We start from the raw sequence: 23,691 nt of genomic DNA on the forward strand, positions 1-23,691 counted from the left end.
TAATGAATATTTATACTAAATTGGGACTAGATCAGAGTTATGACTAAATTTAGCCTTCATCGTTTTTAAATTTAAATGAGCGAGTTATTAACAGTAGGAAAATATTTCATTCCGTAAAAATCCCCCAAAAGTTCCCCAAAAACAAAAAGCTCACTTTTGAAATGGGCTTTTTGTTGCTGAATTAACAGCTATATATTTACACTCTCATTTATTACCGTAGACAATGAGCTGTTCTTGGATCAGTACTATCATTGCCAAACAACGCTTAAAAAGGTAATTAATTTGCCTATGATTATTCAAAGTAAATTGATAAGTTTCTGAATGACGTATTCGTAAATTGTTACCTAATACTGTGAGTTTTTTCATCTCCTCGTTTATTTCGTTTTGAAAAAAAGTATTTTCTGCAAAGAGTTCAATAATTTTATCTATGGCTAAGCTTTTTTGTTTTTGATTTTGTGGCTCAAAATAGCATTTTAATCGTTCGTAGGCATCCCATAATTTTTCAAGTGCCCCATAAGCTACATCTAATCTAGCATTTGTAATTCTAGAACAAGCTGTTTGTAACATTTCGCAATATTCAGTATCCATTATTAATGCTTGGCTTAAAGCGTCCCTTATAAGGTTTCGGGTATCTTCGCCAATAATATTTTCTATTTGACCATTGGATGGATTAAGCTCATAGATTGATCCTGTTGCTGAGAAGAGATTATTTAACTCATCACTAAATATTGTCTTAGCATTGTTATTTGCTGGAAAATGTAAGTGATAATGACGACCATAAGGGTGGTATTGTCCGTTTTCGGGTGTAGAAGTTCTATAATAAAGAAGCTCTAAAAGATTAAAGATTTCGTACTTTGTCGGAATGTAGGGTTCTTGATCTTGCCAATAGTGTTCATTATCTTTTGTAATTTTTAACGGCCAACTTAGGTTAGTGTGAAGTTCAATCTCTGTATTTAGCTTATGAATATCTGTTCCGCAAACAATAGACGAATCATCGCAACAACCCTCTGGATAGGCTTCTGAAAAGAAGTTTTTTTGTTCTAATTTTTCAAGTAGTGCAACGATTGCCTTCCAAAGTTTGTAGCTAATGTCTTCTTCTGTACGTGGCTTTGAACCTAAATGCCTTGTTGAATATAATTTCATTTCTGTATATGTCCATAAAAATGAAGAAGTCTTACCCTAAAACAAAGTAAGACCGATGTATTCTTAAATATACGCACCATATTAGACAAAAATGCAACAAAACTAAAACTTTAATTTATAGTTCATAGTTTCACTTGATTGCTCGTACTTAAAGCTTTATTGACTGGCATCACTTTAACTCAAACTTCATCGTATAAGATGATTGAAGCGAATGGGAATAAATGAGAATGATAAAACTAATACTTACATCAACATAAATGGTAAAATAAAAAAACAATTCTAGACTTAAATTTACTAGTTCATATTGAACTAAAAGCTTAAAAAACAGTATCTAAATATAAATCTTCCTTTAATAGAAGCAAAATTAAATAGTGTTAAGCTTATGAAATTATTAAAACTCTTTAATAGTTCTCGAATGATAAAAAAAGGCTTAAATCTTCTAAAATTAAGCCCTTTATAGCCTCTTATTTCCACATATATAAAATCAATCAAGGCATCCCTAAATCTCTACTTGGCTTCCCATTTCCACCACTCGGTTAGCTGGTATCTGGAAGAAATCACTAGCAGGACTTGTATTTAGTTGCATAGAAATGAACAGTTTTTCACGCCATGAAACAATACCTTCACCTACGTTATGAATTACACGTTCACGTGATACAAAAAAGCTTGTGTCCATAATGTTATATGGTTGATTCAACTTAGTTAAAGCTTGTTCTAATGCTTGAGGTACATTTGGCTGCTCTTTAAATCCATAATAAGCACTAACACGTAAAAAATGCTTATCTAACACTTCGACATCAATGCGTTCTGATTCATCTACATATGGAATGTCGCGAGTATTTATAGTGATCAAAATATTACGTTCATGAAGTATTTTGTTATGTTTTAAATTATGTAATAAAGCATGAGGAACAACTTTTGGACTACTTGTCATAAATACAGCCGTTCCACTCACCATATAAGCACTAGACTCCAAGCTCTTAATAAATAAATCTAATGGCATAGTGTCATTTTGCAACTTGCTCAGTAGTAATTCACGTCCACGGCGCCATGTTGTCATAATTATAAAAGTGATTGCACCCATCAATAATGGGAACCAGCCGCCATCTACAATTTTTAGTGAAGTTGAAGCAATAAAGAGGAGATCTGGTATTAGCAAAGGTATCGCAATTAACAACATGACCCACGAAGGCCATTTCCATAAGTGATACATGATGAAAGCAACTAAAATCGTATCGCAAAACATAGTCAAAGTTACTGCAATACCATAAGCCGAACCTAGATTAGCGCTAGATTGAAACATAAGCACTAAACTAATAATCATACCAAGTAACATCCAGTTGAATGCTGGTATATAAATCTGACCAATTTCAGATTCAGAGGTATGGTCAATCGCAAAACGTGGTAAATAACCTAATTGCATAGCTTGACGTGCCATAGAAAACACACCTGAAATAACTGCCTGAGAGGCAATTACTGTCGCAGCCGTTGCTAAAGCAATCATAGGATATAACGCTATTTTAGGTACCATCATGAAAAAAGTATTCTCAATGGCCTGCGGGTTTTGCAGAATCAACGCACCTTGTCCTGCGTAGTTTAATACCAAGCATGGTAGCGCAACCAAAAACCAAGCCAATTGAATTGGCTTACGACCAAAATGGCCCATATCCGCATATAGCGCCTCTCCACCTGTGATCGTCAATACAACTGCTCCCATAACTACAAATGCAGTCACGGGATTGTTTTCAATGAAAGGAAGAGCCCAATATGGATTAAGCATATTCAAGATATAAGGGTTCTTGATAATGTGAGATAGGCCAATAAAACCTATTGAGAAAAACCACAGTAGCATGATAGGTCCAAAAAAACGGCCTACTGATCCAGTTCCCTTTTTCTGGATCATAAATAATCCAATTAGAATCACAATCGTAATTGGTATTACATACGGTGTAAAAATTGGGGTTGCTACGGACAATCCCTCTACTGCTGACAATACTGAAATAGCGGGAGTAATAATGCCATCACCGAAAAATAATGAAGCACCAAACAAACCAATTGTAATTAACCCAAAGCGCACTTTAGGCCCAATTTGCTTATTGTGCATGTTAAGAGCCAATAAAGCTAAAATGCCCCCCTCTCCCTGATTGTCAGCACGCATAATTAACATACTAAATTTCAAAGACACCACGATCATCAGTGCCCAAAAAATCAATGATAAAATGCCTAGAACATTCGCTTCATTTATAGGAACATTATGTGATGTATGAAAACATTGGGTAAAAGCGTAAAGTGGGCTAGTACCGATATCACCAAAAACTACCCCTAAAGCACCCAATGTCATTGCAGACATTTTTTGACGTCCAATCTCATGTGAACTCATCCATATCTCCTTGATATGAAATTATTATTCTTATTTAAAAAGCACTAACACCTATAGCCACTATCATTGATCAAAATATAAAAATCAAGAGCATTAATAATCAATAAGATATTACTTCCTATAATAAGGAGGACTACAAACACAAAAATTAGTCTACTCTCATAGTATTTGAATTCTGAACTTGATTAATTTTCGTACTTATACACATTAGGGTGTGAATTAATACCCCGAAAAGAAAAAACCGCCATTTAAGGCGGTTTTTTAAATTGCTGATTTAACAGCGAATCTTGGTAGGTATATCCAGACTCGAACTGGAGACCTCTACGATGTCAACGCACTATATTATATATAAAATACAATAACTTAAAATAGTTTGGCGAAACTTTGGCGTAAACAATAACTTATCCACAGGTTTTGACCTAATTTTGCTTCCAACTAAACTGCCACTAGATTTTGTTAAAGTATACTTCATTACGTAAAAAGTTAATCTTCAATTCGTTGCCATTCGGGCTATATATTTTTGTGACTTCATTATTTTTATTTAGTTCAGCGAGAAGGTTGCACGTATGCTCAGCCTTCCCCGCTTCATAAACCATGATCATAACTTGTGACATCACAAAGCCTTCACACAAATCGAGACATTCACATTACTATTAATTGTGTGAGCTGTGCAACCTGAGAATAAGAGGCACAGCAGTGTGATGATCGATGCAACTTTAGTACGTTTGCACATAAACTTAAGCGATCCGGTTATTGATCCAACCGTAAAAGAATTGCTCTTGCGTGGGATTACGCTCACAAATTTCAATGTATCGCTGGCCTTGCATAATATTAAGCACACGAACTAATACTTTTTCGCCTTCTTTGCCGCGCTTCGCCAAATAGGTTTTAAGACCATTCAAAGTAGCTGGTCCATAAATACCATCTACAGTTAAATCAGGCCACCCTGCTTTACCTTGGTTATTCAAAAGATTCAAGGCTCGTTGTAAAAGTGGTTTTGCAAATCCTGTACCGCAGTTTACGCCAGTGTCTAATAACTCTTCGGCCACTGCTGAACTAATGGAGTTGACTTGATCAAAACGTGGAGTTATCCAATACTGTTTTTTATAAATAGCTTTTGCAGTTTCTAAAGGTAAATCTTTCATATTACCCTTATAGCCATTAACACGAGCCACTGATTCAGTAATACCGTACTTTGTTGCGCCGCCACGATCAGAAGGATTATTTACATACCCACCTTCACGCTTAATAAGATCATCTAAGTATTGTTCAATGTTCATGAATTACCACCCTTACCGCCAATAATAGAAACAAATGCCGCTTTAACTTCGGCAATAACTTCTGACATGCTTTTACCCTTTAATAAAGCAATTGACTGATAAACAATGCCAATAACAAGCAGCCCAAACACTGCAAAAATCAGCATGATAAAGCCTTGAAACATTGTTGAATGATCAAGATATTCAAAATGTTCAATAAACGCAGATCCGCCATATAAACTAACCGTCACACTACAGACAAACTTAGTAATAACACTCATTGAAATTTTAATTTTTCCTTCCTTGTCAATATCGCCACTTAAGACAAGTGCAAGAATTGCCCCAATAACTGCTGGGAGAATTTTTAGGAACCACGGGATTGCATTTTCTTGCATAACATTCTCAATTTAATACTAATAAAAAAGCCCTAAGCTATTTAAAGCTAGGGCTTGCAATGGTTTGTTGGGTATTAAAGATCAACCCAGTTCGTCCATGTGCCATTCACATATGATCGGCTACTATTCGAACCCGGTGCTGTACTATATGCGATCTGCTTACCCTCAGTTTCATTTGTCTGTATCCATTGAATAGCTCCATAGAAATAACTGCCGTTAGGACAAGACCGACCAGAAACTTCATCTTCACCCGTTATTGTCACTTGAGCAAAACGAACACCGCCGCTGACAAACTTAAAAGTATCTAAAGATTTATTTATGATAGAGATATCGTTATTACCAATACCGTACTTGTAAGATAAATCACCCCATGGTGACCATGCGCCATTTCTGTACTGTGATACGAACTGTCTAAATCCACCATCTGAATAGAAAAAATCAGTCAGTATAAGTAAACCGGAATCCTCAAAATCGTTTGCCATCGGCAACCATTGCACATTCCCGTAGAAGTCCTTATTTTTGTAAAAATCTGGTAATGACGCGTTTGCTTGTGAATTTGATGTAATTGACACAACTGCAGTTCTAAATCCGCCATTTTTAAAGTGAAAATCTTTAACAGATTTGTTTTCAATGAAGGCACCATTTGAGCCGATACCCATTTTTGACAATGAAAGTTCTGCTACGCCTTGTTTCGCCACATCATTTGAAGTTTCAGTAAACCAACTCTGAACATCCCACGTGAAAAACGGGGATTCGTTAATATACTCTCGATATGATTGTTCAATGAAACCGCTGATATAGTTATAAGAGTTTTGATAAGTGTCAATTGGATTTGATTTTTCAGGTGAATACCATCCAACTGCTTTACCATTGGGTAAACGAGCATCGTCACGTTTCAAGTGTTCGCCACTATAGCCGTAACACTTGAATGACTCACAAGCTAGCATATAGAAAGAACATGAGCCGTCAATGTGACCGAAACCAAACACACGTGTACGAGTTAGTTTGTTGGTAACAGGATCGTCAGCAAATCCTTTATCTGCGTACCAGCCGATATTCACATGACGAGCATCGAAATTAAATACCTTATGATTGTACATGCCGTATGCAGAACCATTAATTGAGCGCGGTATATTCGATTTGATACCGATATCGATATTTGCCGGGAAATATCCATTTAAAACCATGAAACACGCAGATCGACGCAAAGAAGTATCCATCGGATCATCGGTTTTTTCATAACCTAATGCTATGCCGATCTGACTAGTTGATCCTTTGCCGTCTATCGCTAAAGTATCTTTGAATTCAACACGATCACGTAAAATGCGAATGTATGTTAAATTATTTACTGTCGATACAAAACTAGCACCGTTCATCGTCACTTCGGTGCGATCAGCGGGCATCCCCCAATCTAGAGGATTTGGAACAGCATTAAAAACTAGCGTATTATCAATACGACATTTGAATGCTTTCTCAAAACCGTAACAAGTAATAGAGTTTGCTAATGCATAATCTATGCATTTTTGCACTTTTGTTGACTGATCAATGTCATCATCAGTTACACCAAAATGCTCAAACTTCAAATTGTCTTGTAGTACCCATGTACCAGCTGTGGCAGTTGAGGCAATGTATGTACCATTATTGTCAGCTTTGCTTGAAAGTAATTCAAAACGATAGATACCACCGCCGAAACCTTCTTTTGTATGAAAGTTTGTACGAACAAGTTGCCCATCTTTGCGTACGATTAACTGACGTAATGCGGATACATCTTGAACTTCTTGAATATTTTTATCGTTAATCTGTTTTTGATTTTCAATCCCATCCGCAACAAATTCAGCAAACCAACCTCTATCCACTGCTACATTTGCTAAATTTTGATAAAGTTGATCAACATAAGAATCTAACTGTTCTAAAGATGTACCTTGCTCTTGGATCATTTGAAGGAAAATAGCTTTAGTTTCATCATTCAAGCTATCTACATATTCATTCAAATCTTTAATATTATTGTCGATCATCCAGTTGAGAACACCCATCTCTTGGAGTTTTCGCCAAATATTATCAAAGTCAAAATTAACTGGTTCAGGTCTTAGTGAATTATTATAAGTTTTATAGTCTGAAGAACGAGACATTGGTGTGTCTCGGCGAATTTTAATTTTAGCACCCGATACAGGTGCCTTATTAAAAACTACAGAATCATTTGCGGAATCAAGATGCCAAGACCCAAGAATAGGCTCTAGATCATTTACAAGTACAATTAAATGATCTTGCTCAAGAACGTCAAAGTCCAATGGAAAAACTGTAGTTATTCCATTTGCCGTAAATTCTTTATATGGCGTTTGTTCTGGTACTGCCATAGCGCCTACCCCTAATCGTTAAAATCTAAGGTGGCTTCTACGACTCCACCATTTGTTCTCCAATTAGGCCGCTCATTAGCTTCTAGTGTTCTGTGTAATTTTCCGACTCGCTCAGGTGAGTCAGTGACAGCACGTGCAAGTGAATCAAGATGATCATCTTCTTGATCGGAAAGTGCCGGGTTGAATTGCTGCATTTGCTTATATTGTTTAGATGTATTTTCACCATCTTCTGTATCAATTACCGATACATGAACCCATAACATTCCTGACACTAAAGGTCCTTCTAAGCCCTCAAGAATGCGTTTATTTTTAGACTGTGTTGAATGCTGTTCTGTTATACCGCAACGAATACGGCGTTTCTTTAGGGCGCCTTTTAATGAAGCAGGTGCAAAGTTTCCGATTCCGTTTGTCTCAATAGTGATTTTTGGAATGTTGAATTCTTCGATAAGGTCACATAGCTGCCAAACTTGACCACCAATGATATTACCCTGCTCATCCGTCTTAACGACTTCACCAGTTAGTTCAATTGATCGGTGCCAATATTTATTACCTAGATCGTCATGCAACACTAACTCAACGGCAGAAACATCAGACTTAGTTTTGCCTGAGCTTGGGTCCCATGAACAAGTAATACCAACGATTTGACGTTCGCCTAAGGTCATTCGCCATACGCCATTAGCACGTGTAAGAACTGGTTCACAGTTATAAGGGATCATTTTGTCTGGGCTCAATCGTACATCCCCCACAGGCTTAGCATGTAATTGATACTGAGAATCCCATTCATTGAGCGTTCTGCACTTACGGCGACGCTTTTGCATTTCTTTAGGCGTGAATCGCTCAGGCCACAATGCTTCGCTATAAATATCAATTAGAGAATGTGATTCATCAAAGGTGATGAAGTACCCAGAACCTTGTTTAGCAACTTGGTAGTCTTGGCCTTCAATTAAGAGTTTTGATTTGCGGCCAATGCCACTAAAAATATAGACTGGTTTAAAATCAACAACCGCCTGAATGATTTGCTCAAATCTTTTTTCTTTATCAAACATGCGGAAAATAAGACATTTGGCATCTGGGTTAAGCATGATCTCTGAATAAAGAGAATCATGTGTGTGTGGAGTTCCTACATACAGCTCTTGCCCACCAGGTATTAAAATAAATGTTTGTTCGCCTAATCGATAACGCAGCTTTTCACGAGCTTCAGGTGTGCCAATGTTGCCCGGCACTTCTACATCATCATTTTGGATTTCATTAGCACGTGAACCAGTAACGTTAGACATAATTCCACGAGCATGAATTGAGCCATGACGCACATCATTAGAACCAGTGACCCACCACTTTTGAGTCTCGCCACGTTCTTTTTTAATATTGAAAAGCTGACATAAAGGGTGACGCTCTAAGACTTGCTCCGTACCGCGACTAACTTTGTAGGCATCTGGATCTGTTGCACCTTGATGCAGAATTAAATGATTAGGTTCAATATATAAACGCCAAGCGTTATAAATATCGAGAATGGTAGATTTGCCATGTCCACGCGGCATCATCAATAAGCCGAGCGAGCCGTAATCCTCTAGAAAATCACAGACGTCTAAATGAAAATCGGGCACAACCCAGTTTAGTGTCTCTGCATAAACCAGATAGAAAGCGGCAAAACTAACCTTAATCATGAATTAGCTCGGACGCTGTTTTCGTGCCTCTAGCTTTTCAGCTACAGATTTCAGCAGTTCAGCCGCCTGCATTTCAGGGGTAATCTTTCTATCATTTGGATCACCAACGGAAAGCTCATCATCATTAAGAATACGCTTAAGTTTTTCCATGCATGTGAGGGCTTCTTTAGCTCCTTTATAAAGCCAAACAAGATCACCACGACCTTGCTTATCAAAAATGTCTTGACCGTAAGCCTCTGTAATTAAATCAACAGAACTTGATGCTGCCATCTCTAAACAAAGTTCTAATTTCTCTTTAGTTTCAGGTTTTAAATGACCTACTTTCTTTTCTTTAGACATAAAAAATCCCCCTATATAAACAACTTATAAGGGGGATTAGATTTAGGTTTGTTGTGTGGTTTATGTCTTACTTAATAACATTTTAAAGCTGTGCCTTGCATAACAACTCTGCCGGCTAGTAGGTCACTTCTATAAGTGACAACTGCAGAATCAGCGCCGTATCTTTCTTTTGCTATATGCTTAAATTCCGCCTCAGCTTTTGAGGAAAAGTTAAATGGATTGCCACGGGTATCAGTATTAATTGGACCTAGCTTTTTACATCCATTAACTAAAGTACTATCGCTTTGAAGTAACTGAACACTTGAATCACTAGGAAGTGAAGTACATGATGCCAGTAAGAGACAGGCTATAAATGAACTTGTTACTTTAATCATTTTACAATCCTTTCAAAATTTGGTGCTCTAATATCATTGATGTCATCTCCCCAGAACCGTTCACGGTCTTGCTTTTGTTCTGCTTTACGTAAAGCCTTTTCACGATAGCCGGGTGCAACAGCGTCTTGCATTTCGTCAAATACCATACGGTTAATTGCTGCTTTTGTATACCACAGGTTTTGAGCTGGTATTTTACTCTTCACAAATTTAAAAGCTTCATTGCCTAAGTTGGTATCTCTTCCTTCGTTGTACTGAGTCAAGTTGCCGACGGTTAAGCCAAGCGCCGCAGAAAAATCACTACCAAGTGGGCCAGAAACAAAAGAGTTTGCATCACGGCCAGATGTGTCGGTACCAGCAACTAGAATGTCACCAAGTACAGGCAAACCTCCGCCCGCAACAAGTGAGCGCATAAAGAAGCTTCCAGCCTTTTTTGGATCATTACTATCATAAATCGTTTGCGGATCATTGCCGTTTAGTAATTCACGCAACTGTACAACTAAACCACCTAATAGCGTCATAGTGACGAATAAAGGCACACCATATGCAGCTTTACCTTTTAAACCTTCCTGAGCAACCATGCGGCTACCTTGGCGCATAAGGAATGAAGCTGAGAACGATTTAAACTGAGTTAAGCCCTTAAACACTTCACCAGTAATTGTACCTTTAGCCCCTACTGTCATCCATGTACGCTCACGAAGTCCTGCTTCAATTACTGCCATGCCCTGCTCATCAAGTAAGTGCGCTTGAAGCTGTGATGCAACTTGATCTTTAACTTGTTTAGGGTCGCCAAATGCTGCTAACTTTTCATCTGGAATTTCATAGATTGAACGCGCTGACATGAGTTGATTACCTTTGCGATCTACAACAGGTTCAGCCAATTGGAAAACTTGCCAAGCTCTTTCATCTAGGCCTGTGTTTGAGAGCAATTCACGGTCTTGTACGTCTAAATCACCCCAAGCTTTTGAGCGGCTTAAACGTCCGTACTTCTCCATAAGCAACTTAGTGAAGCCAACTTTTGATGCCGCAGTAAGTGCATTTAGAAGTGATACCCTCATAACTTGCGATGCAACACCACTAGAAATTTTTGCTAACTTTTCAGATTTCCCATATGTTGATGTAAGTCCATCATCTGACCAGCGTGCAATAGAGCCTAACATTTCTTCTGTTGCCAGACCTAAGCTATGTGCTAGTTCTCGGTCTGCCTTATTCACTGGATTAAGCTGCTCTAATAGTCCCCCAAATGCCTTTCTGTAAGCTACGTTATGTACGCTTGCAGTTTTTGCAATAGTTGCTTGGTCGGCTAATGATGCAATAGTAGTACCACCAAGCATTGATGCTACATTCATCGATCGATATGCAAGACCAAGATTTGCCAATACTTGAGATTGTGGGGAGTTGCCACCGCTAAACTCATCAAACATTGTTTGTGCGCGTTTGCGGCTGCTATTGGTTTTATTCGTTTCAATACCTTGTTCCCAATCTTTCTTTGCAGCTGCATCCATTAAGATTTTTAAGGCTGTTTTTGGGTTGCTACCTAAGTTCTCAACCATGGCAATATCTTTCGATAAGCCATTAATATGACCTTCGACTAGATCTACAAATTGCATTCCGCCAAAATCAGACTGATATTCAAGCCATGATTCTGCATCTTTGAAATGCAACACACGACTTTCTGAGTGTCGGTTAGTTACTTTTGAAGTACCGCTACCTGTAGCTTGTCGGCCTATTTCAATTTTGTTTGCGCCATCACTGGATAGGGTGTCATAGGTATATTCAAGCAATGAGCGTATTTCTTGCTGAGAGTAGTAGTCACCGTTCTCATGCACATATTGCCGTGTATCGATGAGTGACTCCGCTTTGTTTACCCACGCTTCTTTCCCAGCCTGAGCAATTTTTTCTAGGTTATGAGTTTGTGGCAATCCCCAATTATCTAATTTTCCAATGTCACCACCATTCCGGTTAAATCGGTCACGCATGGTTTCAAAGACATCGCCCATCTTGTCACTGATCTTTTTAGCTAATGCATCGCCAGTGTTTTCACCAAAGCGCTCACGAACAATTTTTTGTACTAGTTCCTGATCGGTAAAAATGCCCAAGCCGCCTTTAATGTTGGTGTAAAAATCAACCAGATCACCGCGATAAATAGCCGCAATACCACGAGCTTTTGAGTTAATTGACTGAATGCCTGACATATCACCATGAGCTGCAACCATGCGGTCTATGACTTCCATTGACGATAGTTTGCTATGGTCCAAAGCTGCAATGTTTTGGGATTGTTTAAGGATGTCTTGCGCAGCAATTTTATGTTTTCGTTTTAATTGTTCTTGTATGTCGATCGCAACTTGCTTAGATGCTTCAGTTAGCTTTTCAGATTCGGAAAGATTGCGCCATTTATCAATATCCTTGCGCGCCATGTTGCGCATAGTTTCATTAATACGTGCTTCAATATCTGTTGCTTCTTGTGCTGACAGTGATTGCTTACCAAGTGCTTTAGCTACCGCTTGTTTGCATTGTTCTTTCATAAAAAATGCCCAAATAGTTTTAGCTATCTGAGCATTTAATTTGTGGGGTTTTGTTGTGTATCTACATTCTAAACCTTCTACCTATTTTTGGCTCTCTTATTCTTTGGCCTATTTCTGGCTTTGGTTGGAATTGTTTTCTATAACTTTCTAATAGATAAAAAGGCATTGTTATATATTCAGGATGAAGTGGTACTGAGTCAGGTTTGGAATAATCCATCTTAGTTTCCCAGCTATTTGGCAACTTCATTAGTTGAATATCGTCTGTAGTTCCTACATGTCGCTCTGAAATTAGTTTCATTTGATCATGTGAAGATGCAAGTAATTCAAAATCATCTCTATGAATCACAACTAATTCACAACCAACTAAAGTCCTATCATGATGAATAAAAATATGAAGGTAACCTTTTTGGGTATCCAAAATTTCAACATAAAGTTTATGACTTATAAACAAAATGTCTGCTTCACCAGAGAAATTGTTACTATAATTTTCTTTTGCTAAGAATACTTTTTCCATTATTTTATTCATATGCACCTCTGCATTACCTGATTGGGGTGTGGCAACTGTTCAGGTTAAACAGCTTTTCGGTGATCAGCCTAGCCACAAATTGATTATACATTAGCCAAATTGTAAAGCACAGTTAAGAGCGGTTTGTGCTGCTAAAATATCTTGTTCTGATTGTTTAATTTCTGCTTCAAGCTCAGCGTGATAATCACGTAATGTCATGGTGAATTCTTCTGGCTCACCAAGTGAATTAATGCGGTTCACTGCAATCGGCTGATCTGGATTTGAGAAAATCACATCAAGCGCGGCTTTCTCTTCTGGTGTTTCTCCAAACAACGAGCCTTGTCTTGGGTCTCCCATGTTTTCAACGGCCTGAACCTCAGAGTTAATGACCTCACTAATCGCCTTTGCGCTCTTGCGGTTATTATCAAATACCTCAAGAAATCTTCTTGCTCCATCACTTAATCCATCGTCTATAAGCTGGCCTTGATTTAGATAGTCATGAACGGTTTGCCCATTGGCTTTAATGTCTGAAAGCTTCTGTGCTGCCTGAGCTAAGTCTTGAGAAATAGTGTTTTCAAAGCGCCCACCTTGTTTCACTAAATCATTAAGCTGTGACAATTGTGGGGCTGCACGGAGCATTGCATTTAGTACGTTTTTACTGTCATCGTCTAAGTTTTCAGATAGTCGAGTAACTAAATTTGAATCACCATAAGCACGTTGAACAATTGCTGATTCAATACGACGCTTGCCTTCTTGAGATAAACGGCCATCACTTGTGATTACCGATCCACGCTCAGCTTGTGGCAATTGATCTACAAAACTACGGATATAATCCATTGAGTTATCGATATTAATAGCGCCATCACTATTAATTTTTAGCAATGATGAGTCTGGCAAGCGATCTGCATCACTCATAGCGCGCTCAGTTGCGCTGAATTGCGCCACATCGCTTTCATTTGCTAAACGTGAGAAATCTACACGGTTTACATCGCTAAGGCGTGTGCGTACTAGAACAGGCTGATTTAAGCCTGATATATCCATGTTTCTTTGATTAGCCCAGTTTTGTACAAACTCTCGGTATGCATCTGCCTTGCCATTGTCATAAGCTTTACCGATTGCGAGAGTACGACCGTTACCAGATTCAACAACATTATCGGGGCCAATAATTGGTGCACCATCAGAAAGTTTATAAGAGTCGCCTAGCAACTCAGGCTTTAAGTCATTAGCCATATTTTCAATTTGTTGACGTGAAGCCTCTCGAGTACGGTCACGTGGCTGTAATTCACTTGGGTAAAGAGGATTTACGCCGTATAACTGATCATTAGACGAGACTAAATCAGCCCAATCTTTTACTTCATAAGCAAAGTCGTAGCTTGAACCATCCATCCCATAAGCTGTGCTAGATTCACCACCGTAGCGTGAGCTTAATTGGTTCCACTTATTACGCCATTTATTAATAGCTTCGCCGACTGTCATGCCGGACATACCATTATTTTTAACGATAGCATCGGCATTCTTTGAATCGTAAGAACGCACTACATCAATTAATGGCCGCTTTGGATCTGCTTCAAGAACTTTTACGGCGCCCCCTGGTCCAAGCAAATGACCTAAATATTGTTCATGTGCAACAGGTTCACGGCCTAAGCTTTTACGGATATAGCTATTGGCTTGTTTAATATGCTTTAAGCCAATACGTATTTGTTCATCAACACTGTTTTTATCTTTACCGCCTAAGTTTTTCCATGTGTCATCTAAGACCTGGAAAAGACCATACGCTGAAGACAAACGCTTACCATCCTTTCCGATTGGCGGTTGAGCTGTGTGACTGAATTTCCCACCAGTTTCGATATGACTAATAGTCAGAGCAACACTAGGATCTACTCCGTCCTGTTTTGCGCGTATTGCGATTTGTTTTGCATTAGTAGGTAATGAACTATTTGCAAAATCAACCGTGTTTTTACGTGGTTCGCCCTGCACTTTGGACGGGACACTAACGGGCTGACCTTTTAAAATTTGTTCGGTCGCTGCATCAAGGTTTTGATAGTGTCTATTTTGCTGTACTGGATCAGTCGTTTTTACTGGTAAAGTTGTGTCTTCAAACTCAAAACTGTTTCTAACTAGAGCATCGTTTAACTGGTCATTTCGTGTCTCTAAATCGTCTGCATTAAGTTGGTTTATTTCTGTGTCAATTTCACTATCTAACTTGTTTTGACGAGAACCTAGATAGCGCGCACCACCAAACATTAAGGCATTGATTAGCAAGTCAGTTGCTACAGTTTCACCTGTAACTTCGTATTGTTTGGCTTGTTTATCATAGCCCTCAGATTTGAGTATCTGCTCACTAGTATATTGCATACCAGTGTTTAAGCCTGTAGCTCCACCAATTGATAGAGCAGCATCACCAACCAAGCCACCAGAACCTTTAAATCCATAGCTAATAGGCAAAGCTGTACCTACAGCATCACCAACCGCATTTACACCAGCAACTTTTAAAGCTGTACTTTCGTCAACACCTTTACGGGTTAAATTGGTATATACGTAATTACCAGTTGAACCGCCTGTTAAAGTGGCAGCGCCCACAGTACCACCTGTTGCAACCCCTAACGCCCCACGCCATAAGTAGTCACCTAAACCAACGCCGATATTCCCAACTAAACCTGTATTTTCTTTATCTTCCAGATCAGCAATGGTTCCATATACTAAGTCATCACGGGCCTTTTCTCGCTTAGCTTTGTATTCAGCATATGGTTCAATAAACTCATTTGTAGAGACATCTTTAAGGCTGTAACTTACACGGTCAACAACAGCGTCAATTGGTGCTGAAATTGCATCACCAACTTTGTTTAGACCAACAGCCATACCACGAAACGGCGATGAGATAGCGCCATCAAATACACTCGGTTCATTAGGCCGTGTGTCTGGATGCTGCAATCCCTGACTATTGAGCTTCTCAAAGTCTTGTTGATCTTCACTTGATAAATCAGATAACCAGTTACTCATTACTTATCTACCCCATTCAAGCGAATACGCCATATATGACCTTTAACAACCAATGGACGACCACGCTCATTGATTAGGTCATACATCAAATCCCCATTAGCAGCTTTTGTAGGAGAACATGCTAAACGGAAGTTATCTAGATCATTTACAGACATACCTGTTGCCTTTGAAATATCTGCATAACCCTTTTGGATTTTTGCTTCAAATGTTTCATCTTTCATTCCGTAAGGCTTAGACACTTTCCAGTCAGAGATACCACGATCTGTATAATCCTTAAAACCACCTTTTTGAGTATAGACACCCCCCGTTGCCAAACCTAAAGCTGTGCGACCTATCTCGTCTTTATAATCGTTATCGTCTTTATGTGTTTGACCGCGCGCTTCAGTTAAGTACGCATAGATAGATTGGAATGCAGCATAGTTAAGATTTGCTGTTTCACCTGATACTGACTGCCCCACATATTGATTAAACTTTTGCTTAAGCAATGCCTCCTTAGGCTGAATCATTTGCTTATTTTTAAGCGCCTGTTTGCCTGCAACAATCGCCGTTGCCACATCTAAACCAGCATCAGAACGAAAATTATTAGCACGTGCATAGCCTGCCATTTGATAAGCTGCATCACCATTGCCCAACTGACCTAGCGCCTCACCCCAAATTTTTGCACCGTTTTTAATGCCTTTGGTTTGGCTAATCATGGAGCTGATTAAATCTAGTTTTTGATTAACGTTTGCTTCTTCCCATGCTTGTTTAGCTGCTGGTAGTGCTTCTTCTGGAATCGGCTTGATAGTTGCGTTAGGATCCTTGTCACGCTGAGCAGCTTGATAAGAACCAATAGTAATAATGTTTTGAGCAAATTGATTTGGATTCACTTTAACCATCAATGGGTTTACTTCTGGTAATTGAATCCCTTTTTCGCGTAATGCTTGTGTCGGGTTCTCTTTGGCAGTTTTGAGCTTGTTAGCATAAATATTTTGATACGTTGCTAAGATTTTATTTTCCGCAACAGGATCAGCCGACGAGCTATTTTTCATCTTAGCTTTACGGTTGTTAATTTCAGTTAATTGTTTATCAGTCGGCAAAGCTTGGAATCTAATAAAATCGGCAGATTGTTTTTTATAAAACTGATATTCAGCTTCTGAAGGTGTACCTTTAACGGCTTGCTCAACATCATTTTGATATTTCAAATCTAATGGGCGACCAGTTAAAGTACTTTGAATAAACTCATTAACTACCTTTTCAGCTTCGTTAATACGTTTATTCTCATTAACTTGCTGACGTTGTTGTAATGTGGTGATCTTGCTTTGAATCTCAGTCTGAAACTTTTGAACTGTTGCGCCGTCAATAAACTTATAGTCCTTTAAACTACTAGCAGTTGTTTTCAGTGCTTCAATGTCATTCCCAGCAATAGCATTAGTGATCTGTGAATTAATATCATTCACATCACGTGCAGTTTCATACTTTATGAACATTTCACTTTTTTGCGCCTCAGATAAAGGCAAGCCAGTTAAGCTTTCAGCAAGATACTTTTTACCATCTTCACGACTCATGCGTGTGGCCACATCGAAATATCGGTCAGCAAGCACACCGCCTTTTTGCTCATCTGCTTTTAGTTGGAGAGGCATGAAAGATGTACGTTGCTGCAAGACATTACTGTCCCAATATTTTTTTAAATCCTCTTGAGCATGGCCCGGTAAGTTAGGCTGTAATTCTGTGAACTTTTCCGTAGAGAATGTATTAAGTTCCTCATCTGCCTGCTTAGCATTGATCTCGCCTTTGACAAGACGGTTTTTAATATCAACCACCTTGTCATTAAGATCAGTAGTTAATGACTCGTCGAGCTTTAACTTGCCTTCCTTCTCAGACATTTGGTTGTTATAAAGCTCAATATTTTTATCGGTAATTTCTTGCTGGCGTTGCTCATGATCACGCTTTTGAAAAATAAGCTCTGCTGAATTACTAACATTCTGTAATGCGCCTGCGATCATCTGTCCGCTTTGGTTCTGTGGCATTTGGATGCGCTCAACCTGAGGCATAGCATTACCAAAATTTCCCATAGGAATACGTGCCATTACTTCCAGCCTCCTTTAGAATCACTACCAGCACCACGTTTATACAAAGCACTTGCACCAGATGAGACAGTGTTTAATACACCTGTAGCTGCCGCTGTATTTGCATTACTTTTATAAATACTAGCTTCAGCCTTTAAGCGCTGAGACGTGTTATAGCCAGAGATTTCAGACAGTGCTGCGTCATATTGTGCATCCTGCTCGATCTTGTCATTAATCGTTACCGCTGTACCCTCGTTAACACTTAAACCGTTTTCTGCAGCTTGGGCACGTGCAGCAGATTGAATTTTATTTTTTTGCTTTCTGATACGTTCAGCTTCTAAACGTCCACTTGCTTTTGCAGCATCTGCATCGGCTTGTGCCTGCTCTTGTTGGGTTTTGTTATTTGAATATGCTGAATATCCTGAAATTGCCGCACTTAATACGGCTGCACCAACTGCAACATATGCCATACTCATGCGATAAACTCCTTATCTTGAAAACCAATGCTTTTCAGAAAGTTGTCTATTTCACTTTCAGGAATCGTTAAATCCTCCTCAAGCTTTGCAACATCAGTTTCTTGTGTTGGATGGATAGTCAGCCAAGAACTATCTTCATGAAAATATCCGATACGCTTTGTACCGGGTAATGACTTCATAATTAACGGCGCATGTAGCGTTTTAATTCCATCTTCTGTGATTAATGAGACAGCGCCTTTCAATAAAATATTGAAGTGCTCTGTGCTATGCATTCGACTAATAACTAAAGTGCCTTCGGATGCATCCATCTGGCGCATATAAATATCAGGTGCAAAATGATGAATTACTGGTGGCTCACACTCTTCAAGTTCATCAGTGGCAATTCCATCTAGTATTTGCTCTTGAATACGCTTCACTACTTCAAGATAGGTGCGGCGATCAGGATTACTTAAAATACGTTTTAAGGTTTCCACTTTTTCAATTTGTAAAGCTTCGTTATCCATGATCACACCTTCATTTCTAAAACTGCGCCTGAAAGCTGAAAGCCCAATGACGTATAGAGTTCAATGCAATTTTGAGTGTTCACCATGGTTGAAGTGCCACAACAGATATTGTTAGCACCCATACCAACAGCCCAACCTATGAAGGCTTGGACTAACGCTTTAGCAATGCCATCACTTCGCTTGTCTGGCTTCACATACATAACGTGGTCATAAGCAAGCTTATGATCTGAATACCAATCTGTTGAGATACCACCAGCAAAGCCGCCGACGATCTGACCTTTATCAATGGCCAGAAAAATTACGCCATTGCCATCAAGCAACCATTTAAAGTGCTTAGCTGCTTTATCAGGTAAATACCCACGGTTTTTAAATACAGGTGATTCACTAACGAAAGCACCACCTATATGCACCAGCATTGGTATATCGTGAAGTGTTGCAAGGCGTATTCTCATGGTTATCTCTCATTGATCGATAGTTGCATGGCTATAGCTTGCAAGTGAAAAGGCAAAGGTTTGTTGTGTGTTATTACAATTGGCACCGCATGAAGATCAGACCAGTTACCACCCTCAATTAAGTGGTAACCAGTGCGAGGAGCTTGTGAGTCCATTGGTGTCTCATCAAATTCAAACAGCTCTAAAAGCTCTCCATTAATTTCAGGGGCTAGAGTTTTATTAAAGAAGAAAGCTATGCGATCAACTTTTGCTTTAAACAATAAAGTTGATGAAGGGTTTTGGCTTAGTTCGGGCGGGAATAAAACAGCTTCGCTATGAATTGTCTGTCCATAATTAATTGTTTCGCCTGACATGCCTTGGAAGTTAAGTTCTGTATTTGTTTCAGTAAAACCAACATAGAAAATTGATTCACCATCTATTTGATTTACAGCTAGATCATGTAGATATGAGAAAGAAGACTTGTTTAGAGTATCATCTACAATGGTTGCTGTGCGTTGGGAATCCAAATAAGCATCAAATGAAACTTGTTCTAAACAGTTGGTACCATTCCGATTGATCAACATAAAGCAGAGATCAGATCCAAGACCTGTTGGCACTGAACACATGCTTTTTACAACACCGCCAAAGTCTTGATTTGACCAAGCAATAACCTCTTGATCACGGTTAAAAGTAATTGAAGCTACCTTGCCATCACCTAAGACACACCAAACAATACTTTCAGGTTCTTGTTGATAGCAGACTTCACTGATACCACTATGCGACTCTCCAATATGTGAAGACAGTGCACTAATTTCAGGGGCTACAAGTCCATCAACTTCATATCGATATGAAAGCGCGCGTAAACGTCTGCCACCACGCTGAATGAATAGGATTTCATTACCCACACGACAAGGTCGAGTTAATGGATATGAACCAATGGCAGAGTTTTCATTGATGTTTACTGTAGTTGGCGTTAGTGCACCATCACTACTAACTAAGTATTCACCACCAGAAGTTAAGCAAACTACACCACGCTGTGCCTCAAGGAATAAAATACTATTTGCAAGACCTGAAGCAGATACAACGCTAAACGCATCACCATCATCGGTCGTTTCAAGAAAGTTTGCATTCCCACCAACGGCGCTAAACCAAATTTTATTAGGCGCTTTTTTGGTATTAGCTAGGACTAAACGTTGTTTGAAGTACATGCAGCAACGTGGGTAACCATCTGTACTATTAAATGCTGGTGGCAGAATGGTCCAAGCGCGCTCAATGGCTTTGATATCGGATTCTAATTTAACAAGTACTTCGCCATTTACCTGAACAGCGCTAATAAACTGCGTAATTTTAATAATACCGCCGTTTACATCAATAAAACTTCCTACATCACTGGACTTAAATCCACTTGAATCAACAGGAATCAGTACCCAATATGTAGGGGAAATATCAGGTTGATGCCCTTCACCATCCTTAAGTGACTGATAGAGTTTTCCACCATAACTAATAACATCTCCAACAAGATAAGTTGTTGTTGATACCCATGCATTGATTCCATCCAAAGTAAATGACACAAAAGAACCGACATCCTTACCTGAAGATGCACCTTTTCGAAATGGACTTCTTGCACTTTCTGAGTCAGTAGGTGCATTGGTATAAACAAACTCACTAAATTCCCAGTTGCTAAAATCAGTTGAACAGCGAAATCTTTGCACTGGCACATCATTGTGGGTAAAAAACATCTCATAACGGTATTGTACAAACTGCAATTCGGGTATTTGTTCAGCCGTATAAGGTGTTGTTACCGTAGCTACGATTGTTTTAGTTCTAGGGTTAAATATCTGGATAGATTGTGGCTTCAAAATAAGCATAAATGCTTTATCTGAATTAACAACAAAAGGGATTAAGCGTACTGCATTAGCACTTGTATCAATAAAAAACGTGCCTGGTCTTTTCCTAATACCGCCTTCAACTAATGGGATTACATTTAGTAATTTTTTAGCGCCGTTTGCATACTGCTGAATATCTGTGCGGGTATACAAAGTTGGTGCAAGTTCACCGGCACTAAAATTATTTTTGATGACATATTGCTTCATTAGTAGCGCACTCCCATCAATTGAGGGGAATAGTCTGCTGCAAAGTCTTGTGCTGGGCGCTCTTGACCATTGATAGCACGCGCTTGTTTAAGCATGTTTTGTAGTTTTTGCCATGCACTATCACCTTCAGCGCTGCTACCAGTGATTGGCTTAGTAAGCTTGGTAACCAAATAAAGCGCCATGCACTCACAAAATAGTGAATCCCACATGTCTTCATTTTGCTCATCGGCAATGTAGACAAGATTGATCACATTGGTGTTAGCTAGAATGTGTCTCCCTTCAATCTCATATTCAAACTGAGCGGCGTCATATACGCGCAAAAAGTCTTTAGGCAATGGGAATGCATTTTGATAGCCAAATGACGGATACGTTGCGACAGGTGCAAGCTGAATACGGCGTTTTGCAAATGACCAAGGATGCATGCGTAGCAATGCTTTACGAGTTGCGTCATACAAAGAGGCACAGCGCCGTGCATTCTCTGTATTCTCATCAAATGAAATGATTGATTTTGCCCCAATCATGCTCAATGCTTGATTGCAGACGGATACATCTGTAGAAGCCATAATAAAAAACCCGCTCATTTTTTATTATCTTGAGCGGGTTTTAGGTAGGCTTTATTGTGTGTTAGAACTGTTTCAAAAGCTCTTGCAATTTAGTTTCAGCCAAAGTGGCTGTTTCTTTTGATGTAGCACTTCCAACAACTTTCAATAGAAATTCACCTTTCATAATTCGTGGATAATATTCATCATACGAATTAGCACTTGGACCTTTTTCAGTTTGAGTTTCTTCACAACCTGATGGCATAGGCTTATCTAAGCATTCGCCTTGAGTTCTTGAGTACTGATCTGCAAAGCAGTTAATACATGGGCGCTCATCAGAACAATATTTTTCATAATGTTTTTCATTTGGCTGAACTTGAGCAGCAAATAAGCGATAACCTTCAAGCTCCCAAAGTTTATTTTCAGCATGCTTTTCAGCATTGCCACGGGCCATTCGCTCACCAATATCAGCATTAAAATTTTCAGCATTTACGCAAGCACTAAAACCTGTTGCCAAAAAGAATTTACCATCTAAGAAAGCATGAACAAAAGTTGAAGTTGTTCCACCCGGACGTTGTTCAACAGTATAGGTTACACGTGCCATTAAAGCGTCAATATCTGCTTTCGTTACGCGTGGCGCTACAGCTTTTTCAGCTAATTCTTGTTCTGTTACTGGCTTGGTCATTTTAATGTTCCTATTTTATTTGGAATAAAAAACCCACCACCCGAAGGTGATGGGAATAAGGATTAAGAAGATCGAGTAAAGTCGATTGCTACGACTTTCTTTTCATTTGCTCGGCCAGCACCGAACGAATGAACACCACCAACTTGTTTAATATTTTTCAAATCTGGACGAGTTGAAATATCAAAGCCAGTAATATCAGCATCACCGAAATGTAGCGCTGTACCTGCGTACATTGCTGCACGGCCTTCAGTAGCACCACCAGCACCATCATTTACTTTTTCGTATGGAATCCACTCAACACCAAGCCATTTAGTGCCAATTTCACCATCTTGCAGCATTTGGATTTTCATGTAATCCGCATTTGTCAGAGTGGTGTCATTCAGGAACTCTTCCATCATGTCGGCTGTGTAGATCATGTATAGCATTTCGCCATTTTTCTCATCACATTCGTTTTTGCGGAAAAGGGTTTTTGCTTTAATGATTTTTTTCTTCAATGTGCCGAAGCCATTGAGGATGATTTGTGTATTTGGTAGTGCAATAGTAGATACAGATTTTGCACCAGCATCATTGACAGTTGTGCGAGTTACGCCGCCTACCAAAGCTTGGTAAATCACATCATCGGTTTTACGGTTGCGAGCACTAAGCAAGTTCTTCATGTATTTATCAGAAGGATTTGCTTTTAACTTCGGTAAGTCACGTGGCTCAATCGGAATGAACAAATCAAAATCCGACATTAAGGCAGTACGAACACCTGAATCAGGAATCGTCAGATTAGTTGCTCCAAAACGAGCACCTGACGCCTGCATTTCAACTTGCCCCATATCATTGATAGTGAATGACTCACCAGTGATTTTCCCACGATTCACGACTGTTTTAAGAAGTCGTGATTCATTTTGCATTGCTGCAACTTCGTACGAGTCATGATATTGCTGTACGAATGCCGCCGTAATTCTATTTTCATTAACCATTGGCATAGCTAAC

18 protein-coding genes and 1 pseudogene are annotated in these 23,691 nt (G+C 39.1%); all 19 read right to left on the minus strand.

The annotated features are described in order from the left end of the window. Window positions 1-204 precede the first annotated feature (204 nt). The 19 genes and pseudogenes from AC056_RS06195 to AC056_RS06285 all read right to left on the minus strand — a co-directional run bounded on the left by AC056_RS06195 (window position 205) and on the right by AC056_RS06285 (window position 23,678). Window positions 205-1,143, minus strand: a complete 939-nt coding sequence (locus AC056_RS06195) for an AbiJ-NTD4 domain-containing protein (protein WP_077163035.1) — start codon at window positions 1,141-1,143, stop codon at window positions 205-207. A gap of 499 nt (window positions 1,144-1,642) precedes the next feature. Beyond that, window positions 1,643-3,523, minus strand: coding sequence for a potassium transporter Kup (locus tag AC056_RS06200; RefSeq protein WP_077163036.1), 1,881 nt, complete (start codon window positions 3,521-3,523; stop codon window positions 1,643-1,645). 737 nt (window positions 3,524-4,260) lie between these two features. Beyond that, complete coding sequence (locus AC056_RS06205; protein WP_077163037.1) at window positions 4,261-4,803, minus strand: glycoside hydrolase family 108 protein; 543 nt, start codon at window positions 4,801-4,803, stop codon at window positions 4,261-4,263. Further along, window positions 4,800-5,177, minus strand: a complete 378-nt coding sequence (locus AC056_RS06210; protein ID WP_077163038.1) for a hypothetical protein — start codon at window positions 5,175-5,177, stop codon at window positions 4,800-4,802. The genes AC056_RS06205 and AC056_RS06210 overlap by 4 nt, the downstream gene beginning before the upstream one ends. Before the next feature lie 74 nt (window positions 5,178-5,251). After that, on the minus strand, window positions 5,252-7,465 hold the full coding sequence (locus tag AC056_RS06215) for a hypothetical protein (protein WP_139344624.1): 2,214 nt from the start codon (window positions 7,463-7,465) through the stop codon (window positions 5,252-5,254). A 77-nt stretch (window positions 7,466-7,542) separates the two neighbouring features. Continuing rightward, entirely contained in the window at window positions 7,543-9,195 is a 1,653-nt protein-coding gene (terL, locus tag AC056_RS06220) for a phage terminase large subunit (protein WP_077163040.1), read from the minus strand. Between the two features lie 3 nt (window positions 9,196-9,198). Beyond that, the gene (locus tag AC056_RS06225; RefSeq protein WP_077163041.1) at window positions 9,199-9,534 is read right to left on the minus strand and encodes a hypothetical protein; all 336 of its coding nucleotides are present in this window, start codon (window positions 9,532-9,534) and stop codon (window positions 9,199-9,201) included. Between the two features lie 71 nt (window positions 9,535-9,605). Continuing rightward, window positions 9,606-9,908, minus strand: a complete 303-nt coding sequence (locus AC056_RS06230; protein WP_077163042.1) for a hypothetical protein — start codon at window positions 9,906-9,908, stop codon at window positions 9,606-9,608. Beyond that, on the minus strand, window positions 9,905-12,430 hold the full coding sequence (locus AC056_RS06235) for a hypothetical protein (RefSeq protein WP_077163043.1): 2,526 nt from the start codon (window positions 12,428-12,430) through the stop codon (window positions 9,905-9,907). The genes AC056_RS06230 and AC056_RS06235 overlap by 4 nt, the downstream gene beginning before the upstream one ends. A gap of 61 nt (window positions 12,431-12,491) precedes the next feature. Beyond that, on the minus strand, window positions 12,492-12,956 hold the full coding sequence (locus AC056_RS06240) for a hypothetical protein (protein WP_139344625.1): 465 nt from the start codon (window positions 12,954-12,956) through the stop codon (window positions 12,492-12,494). A 90-nt stretch (window positions 12,957-13,046) separates the two neighbouring features. Further along, a complete protein-coding gene (locus AC056_RS06245; protein ID WP_077163045.1) occupies window positions 13,047-15,935 on the minus strand; it encodes a transglycosylase in 2,889 nt (962 codons plus the stop codon). Then, window positions 15,935-18,004 (minus strand): methyl-coenzyme M reductase, encoded by a 2,070-nt coding sequence (locus AC056_RS06250; RefSeq protein ID WP_077163046.1) that lies wholly within the window; start codon window positions 18,002-18,004, stop codon window positions 15,935-15,937. Before AC056_RS06250 ends, AC056_RS06245 begins: the two co-directional genes overlap by 1 nt. Then, a complete protein-coding gene (locus AC056_RS06255; protein WP_077163080.1) occupies window positions 18,004-18,453 on the minus strand; it encodes a hypothetical protein in 450 nt (149 codons plus the stop codon). The genes AC056_RS06250 and AC056_RS06255 overlap by 1 nt, the downstream gene beginning before the upstream one ends. Before the next feature lie 2 nt (window positions 18,454-18,455). Continuing rightward, entirely contained in the window at window positions 18,456-18,962 is a 507-nt protein-coding gene (locus AC056_RS06260) for a hypothetical protein (RefSeq protein WP_077163047.1), read from the minus strand. 2 nt (window positions 18,963-18,964) lie between these two features. Further along, on the minus strand, window positions 18,965-19,414 hold the full coding sequence (locus AC056_RS06265) for a GNAT family N-acetyltransferase (protein WP_077163048.1): 450 nt from the start codon (window positions 19,412-19,414) through the stop codon (window positions 18,965-18,967). A 2-nt stretch (window positions 19,415-19,416) separates the two neighbouring features. Then, entirely contained in the window at window positions 19,417-21,486 is a 2,070-nt protein-coding gene (locus tag AC056_RS06270) for a carbohydrate-binding protein (RefSeq protein ID WP_077163049.1), read from the minus strand. Beyond that, window positions 21,486-22,049, minus strand: coding sequence for a hypothetical protein (locus AC056_RS06275; RefSeq protein ID WP_077163050.1), 564 nt, complete (start codon window positions 22,047-22,049; stop codon window positions 21,486-21,488). The genes AC056_RS06270 and AC056_RS06275 overlap by 1 nt, the downstream gene beginning before the upstream one ends. Window positions 22,050-22,407: 358 nt before the next feature. After that, window positions 22,408-22,710 (minus strand): annotated as a pseudogene (locus AC056_RS06280) (Gp49 family protein); the annotation flags it as partial. Between the two features lie 62 nt (window positions 22,711-22,772). After that, window positions 22,773-23,678, minus strand: coding sequence for a phage capsid protein (locus AC056_RS06285; RefSeq protein ID WP_077163081.1), 906 nt, complete (start codon window positions 23,676-23,678; stop codon window positions 22,773-22,775). Window positions 23,679-23,691: the final 13 nt, after the last annotated feature.

The organism is Acinetobacter genomosp. 33YU, from assembly GCF_001990725.1.
Lineage (GTDB): Bacteria > Pseudomonadota > Gammaproteobacteria > Pseudomonadales > Moraxellaceae > Acinetobacter > Acinetobacter seifertii.

What these genes read in the sequence shown, in the direction of transcription:
- AC056_RS06225 (WP_077163041.1), bottom strand. Translation starts at nt 9,534, where the DNA reads ATGTCTAAAGAAAAGAAAGTAGGTCATTTAAAACCTGAAACTAAAGAG.
- AC056_RS06285 (WP_077163081.1), bottom strand. Translation starts at nt 23,678, where the DNA reads ATGGTTAATGAAAATAGAATTACGGCGGCATTCGTACAGCAATATCAT.
- AC056_RS06265 (WP_077163048.1), bottom strand. Translation starts at nt 19,414, where the DNA reads ATGAGAATACGCCTTGCAACACTTCACGATATACCAATGCTGGTGCAT.
- AC056_RS06270 (WP_077163049.1), bottom strand. Translation starts at nt 21,486, where the DNA reads ATGAAGCAATATGTCATCAAAAATAATTTTAGTGCCGGTGAACTTGCA.
- AC056_RS06235 (WP_077163043.1), bottom strand. Translation starts at nt 12,430, where the DNA reads ATGAAAGAACAATGCAAACAAGCGGTAGCTAAAGCACTTGGTAAGCAA.
- AC056_RS06245 (WP_077163045.1), bottom strand. Translation starts at nt 15,935, where the DNA reads ATGAGTAACTGGTTATCTGATTTATCAAGTGAAGATCAACAAGACTTT.
- AC056_RS06230 (WP_077163042.1), bottom strand. Translation starts at nt 9,908, where the DNA reads ATGATTAAAGTAACAAGTTCATTTATAGCCTGTCTCTTACTGGCATCA.
- AC056_RS06255 (WP_077163080.1), bottom strand. Translation starts at nt 18,453, where the DNA reads ATGGCATATGTTGCAGTTGGTGCAGCCGTATTAAGTGCGGCAATTTCA.
- AC056_RS06195 (WP_077163035.1), bottom strand. Translation starts at nt 1,143, where the DNA reads ATGAAATTATATTCAACAAGGCATTTAGGTTCAAAGCCACGTACAGAA.
- AC056_RS06210 (WP_077163038.1), bottom strand. Translation starts at nt 5,177, where the DNA reads ATGCAAGAAAATGCAATCCCGTGGTTCCTAAAAATTCTCCCAGCAGTT.
- AC056_RS06275 (WP_077163050.1), bottom strand. Translation starts at nt 22,049, where the DNA reads ATGGCTTCTACAGATGTATCCGTCTGCAATCAAGCATTGAGCATGATT.
- terL (WP_077163040.1), bottom strand. Translation starts at nt 9,195, where the DNA reads ATGATTAAGGTTAGTTTTGCCGCTTTCTATCTGGTTTATGCAGAGACA.
- AC056_RS06205 (WP_077163037.1), bottom strand. Translation starts at nt 4,803, where the DNA reads ATGAACATTGAACAATACTTAGATGATCTTATTAAGCGTGAAGGTGGG.
- AC056_RS06240 (WP_139344625.1), bottom strand. Translation starts at nt 12,956, where the DNA reads ATGAATAAAATAATGGAAAAAGTATTCTTAGCAAAAGAAAATTATAGT.
- AC056_RS06250 (WP_077163046.1), bottom strand. Translation starts at nt 18,004, where the DNA reads ATGGCACGTATTCCTATGGGAAATTTTGGTAATGCTATGCCTCAGGTT.
- AC056_RS06200 (WP_077163036.1), bottom strand. Translation starts at nt 3,523, where the DNA reads ATGAGTTCACATGAGATTGGACGTCAAAAAATGTCTGCAATGACATTG.
- AC056_RS06260 (WP_077163047.1), bottom strand. Translation starts at nt 18,962, where the DNA reads ATGGATAACGAAGCTTTACAAATTGAAAAAGTGGAAACCTTAAAACGT.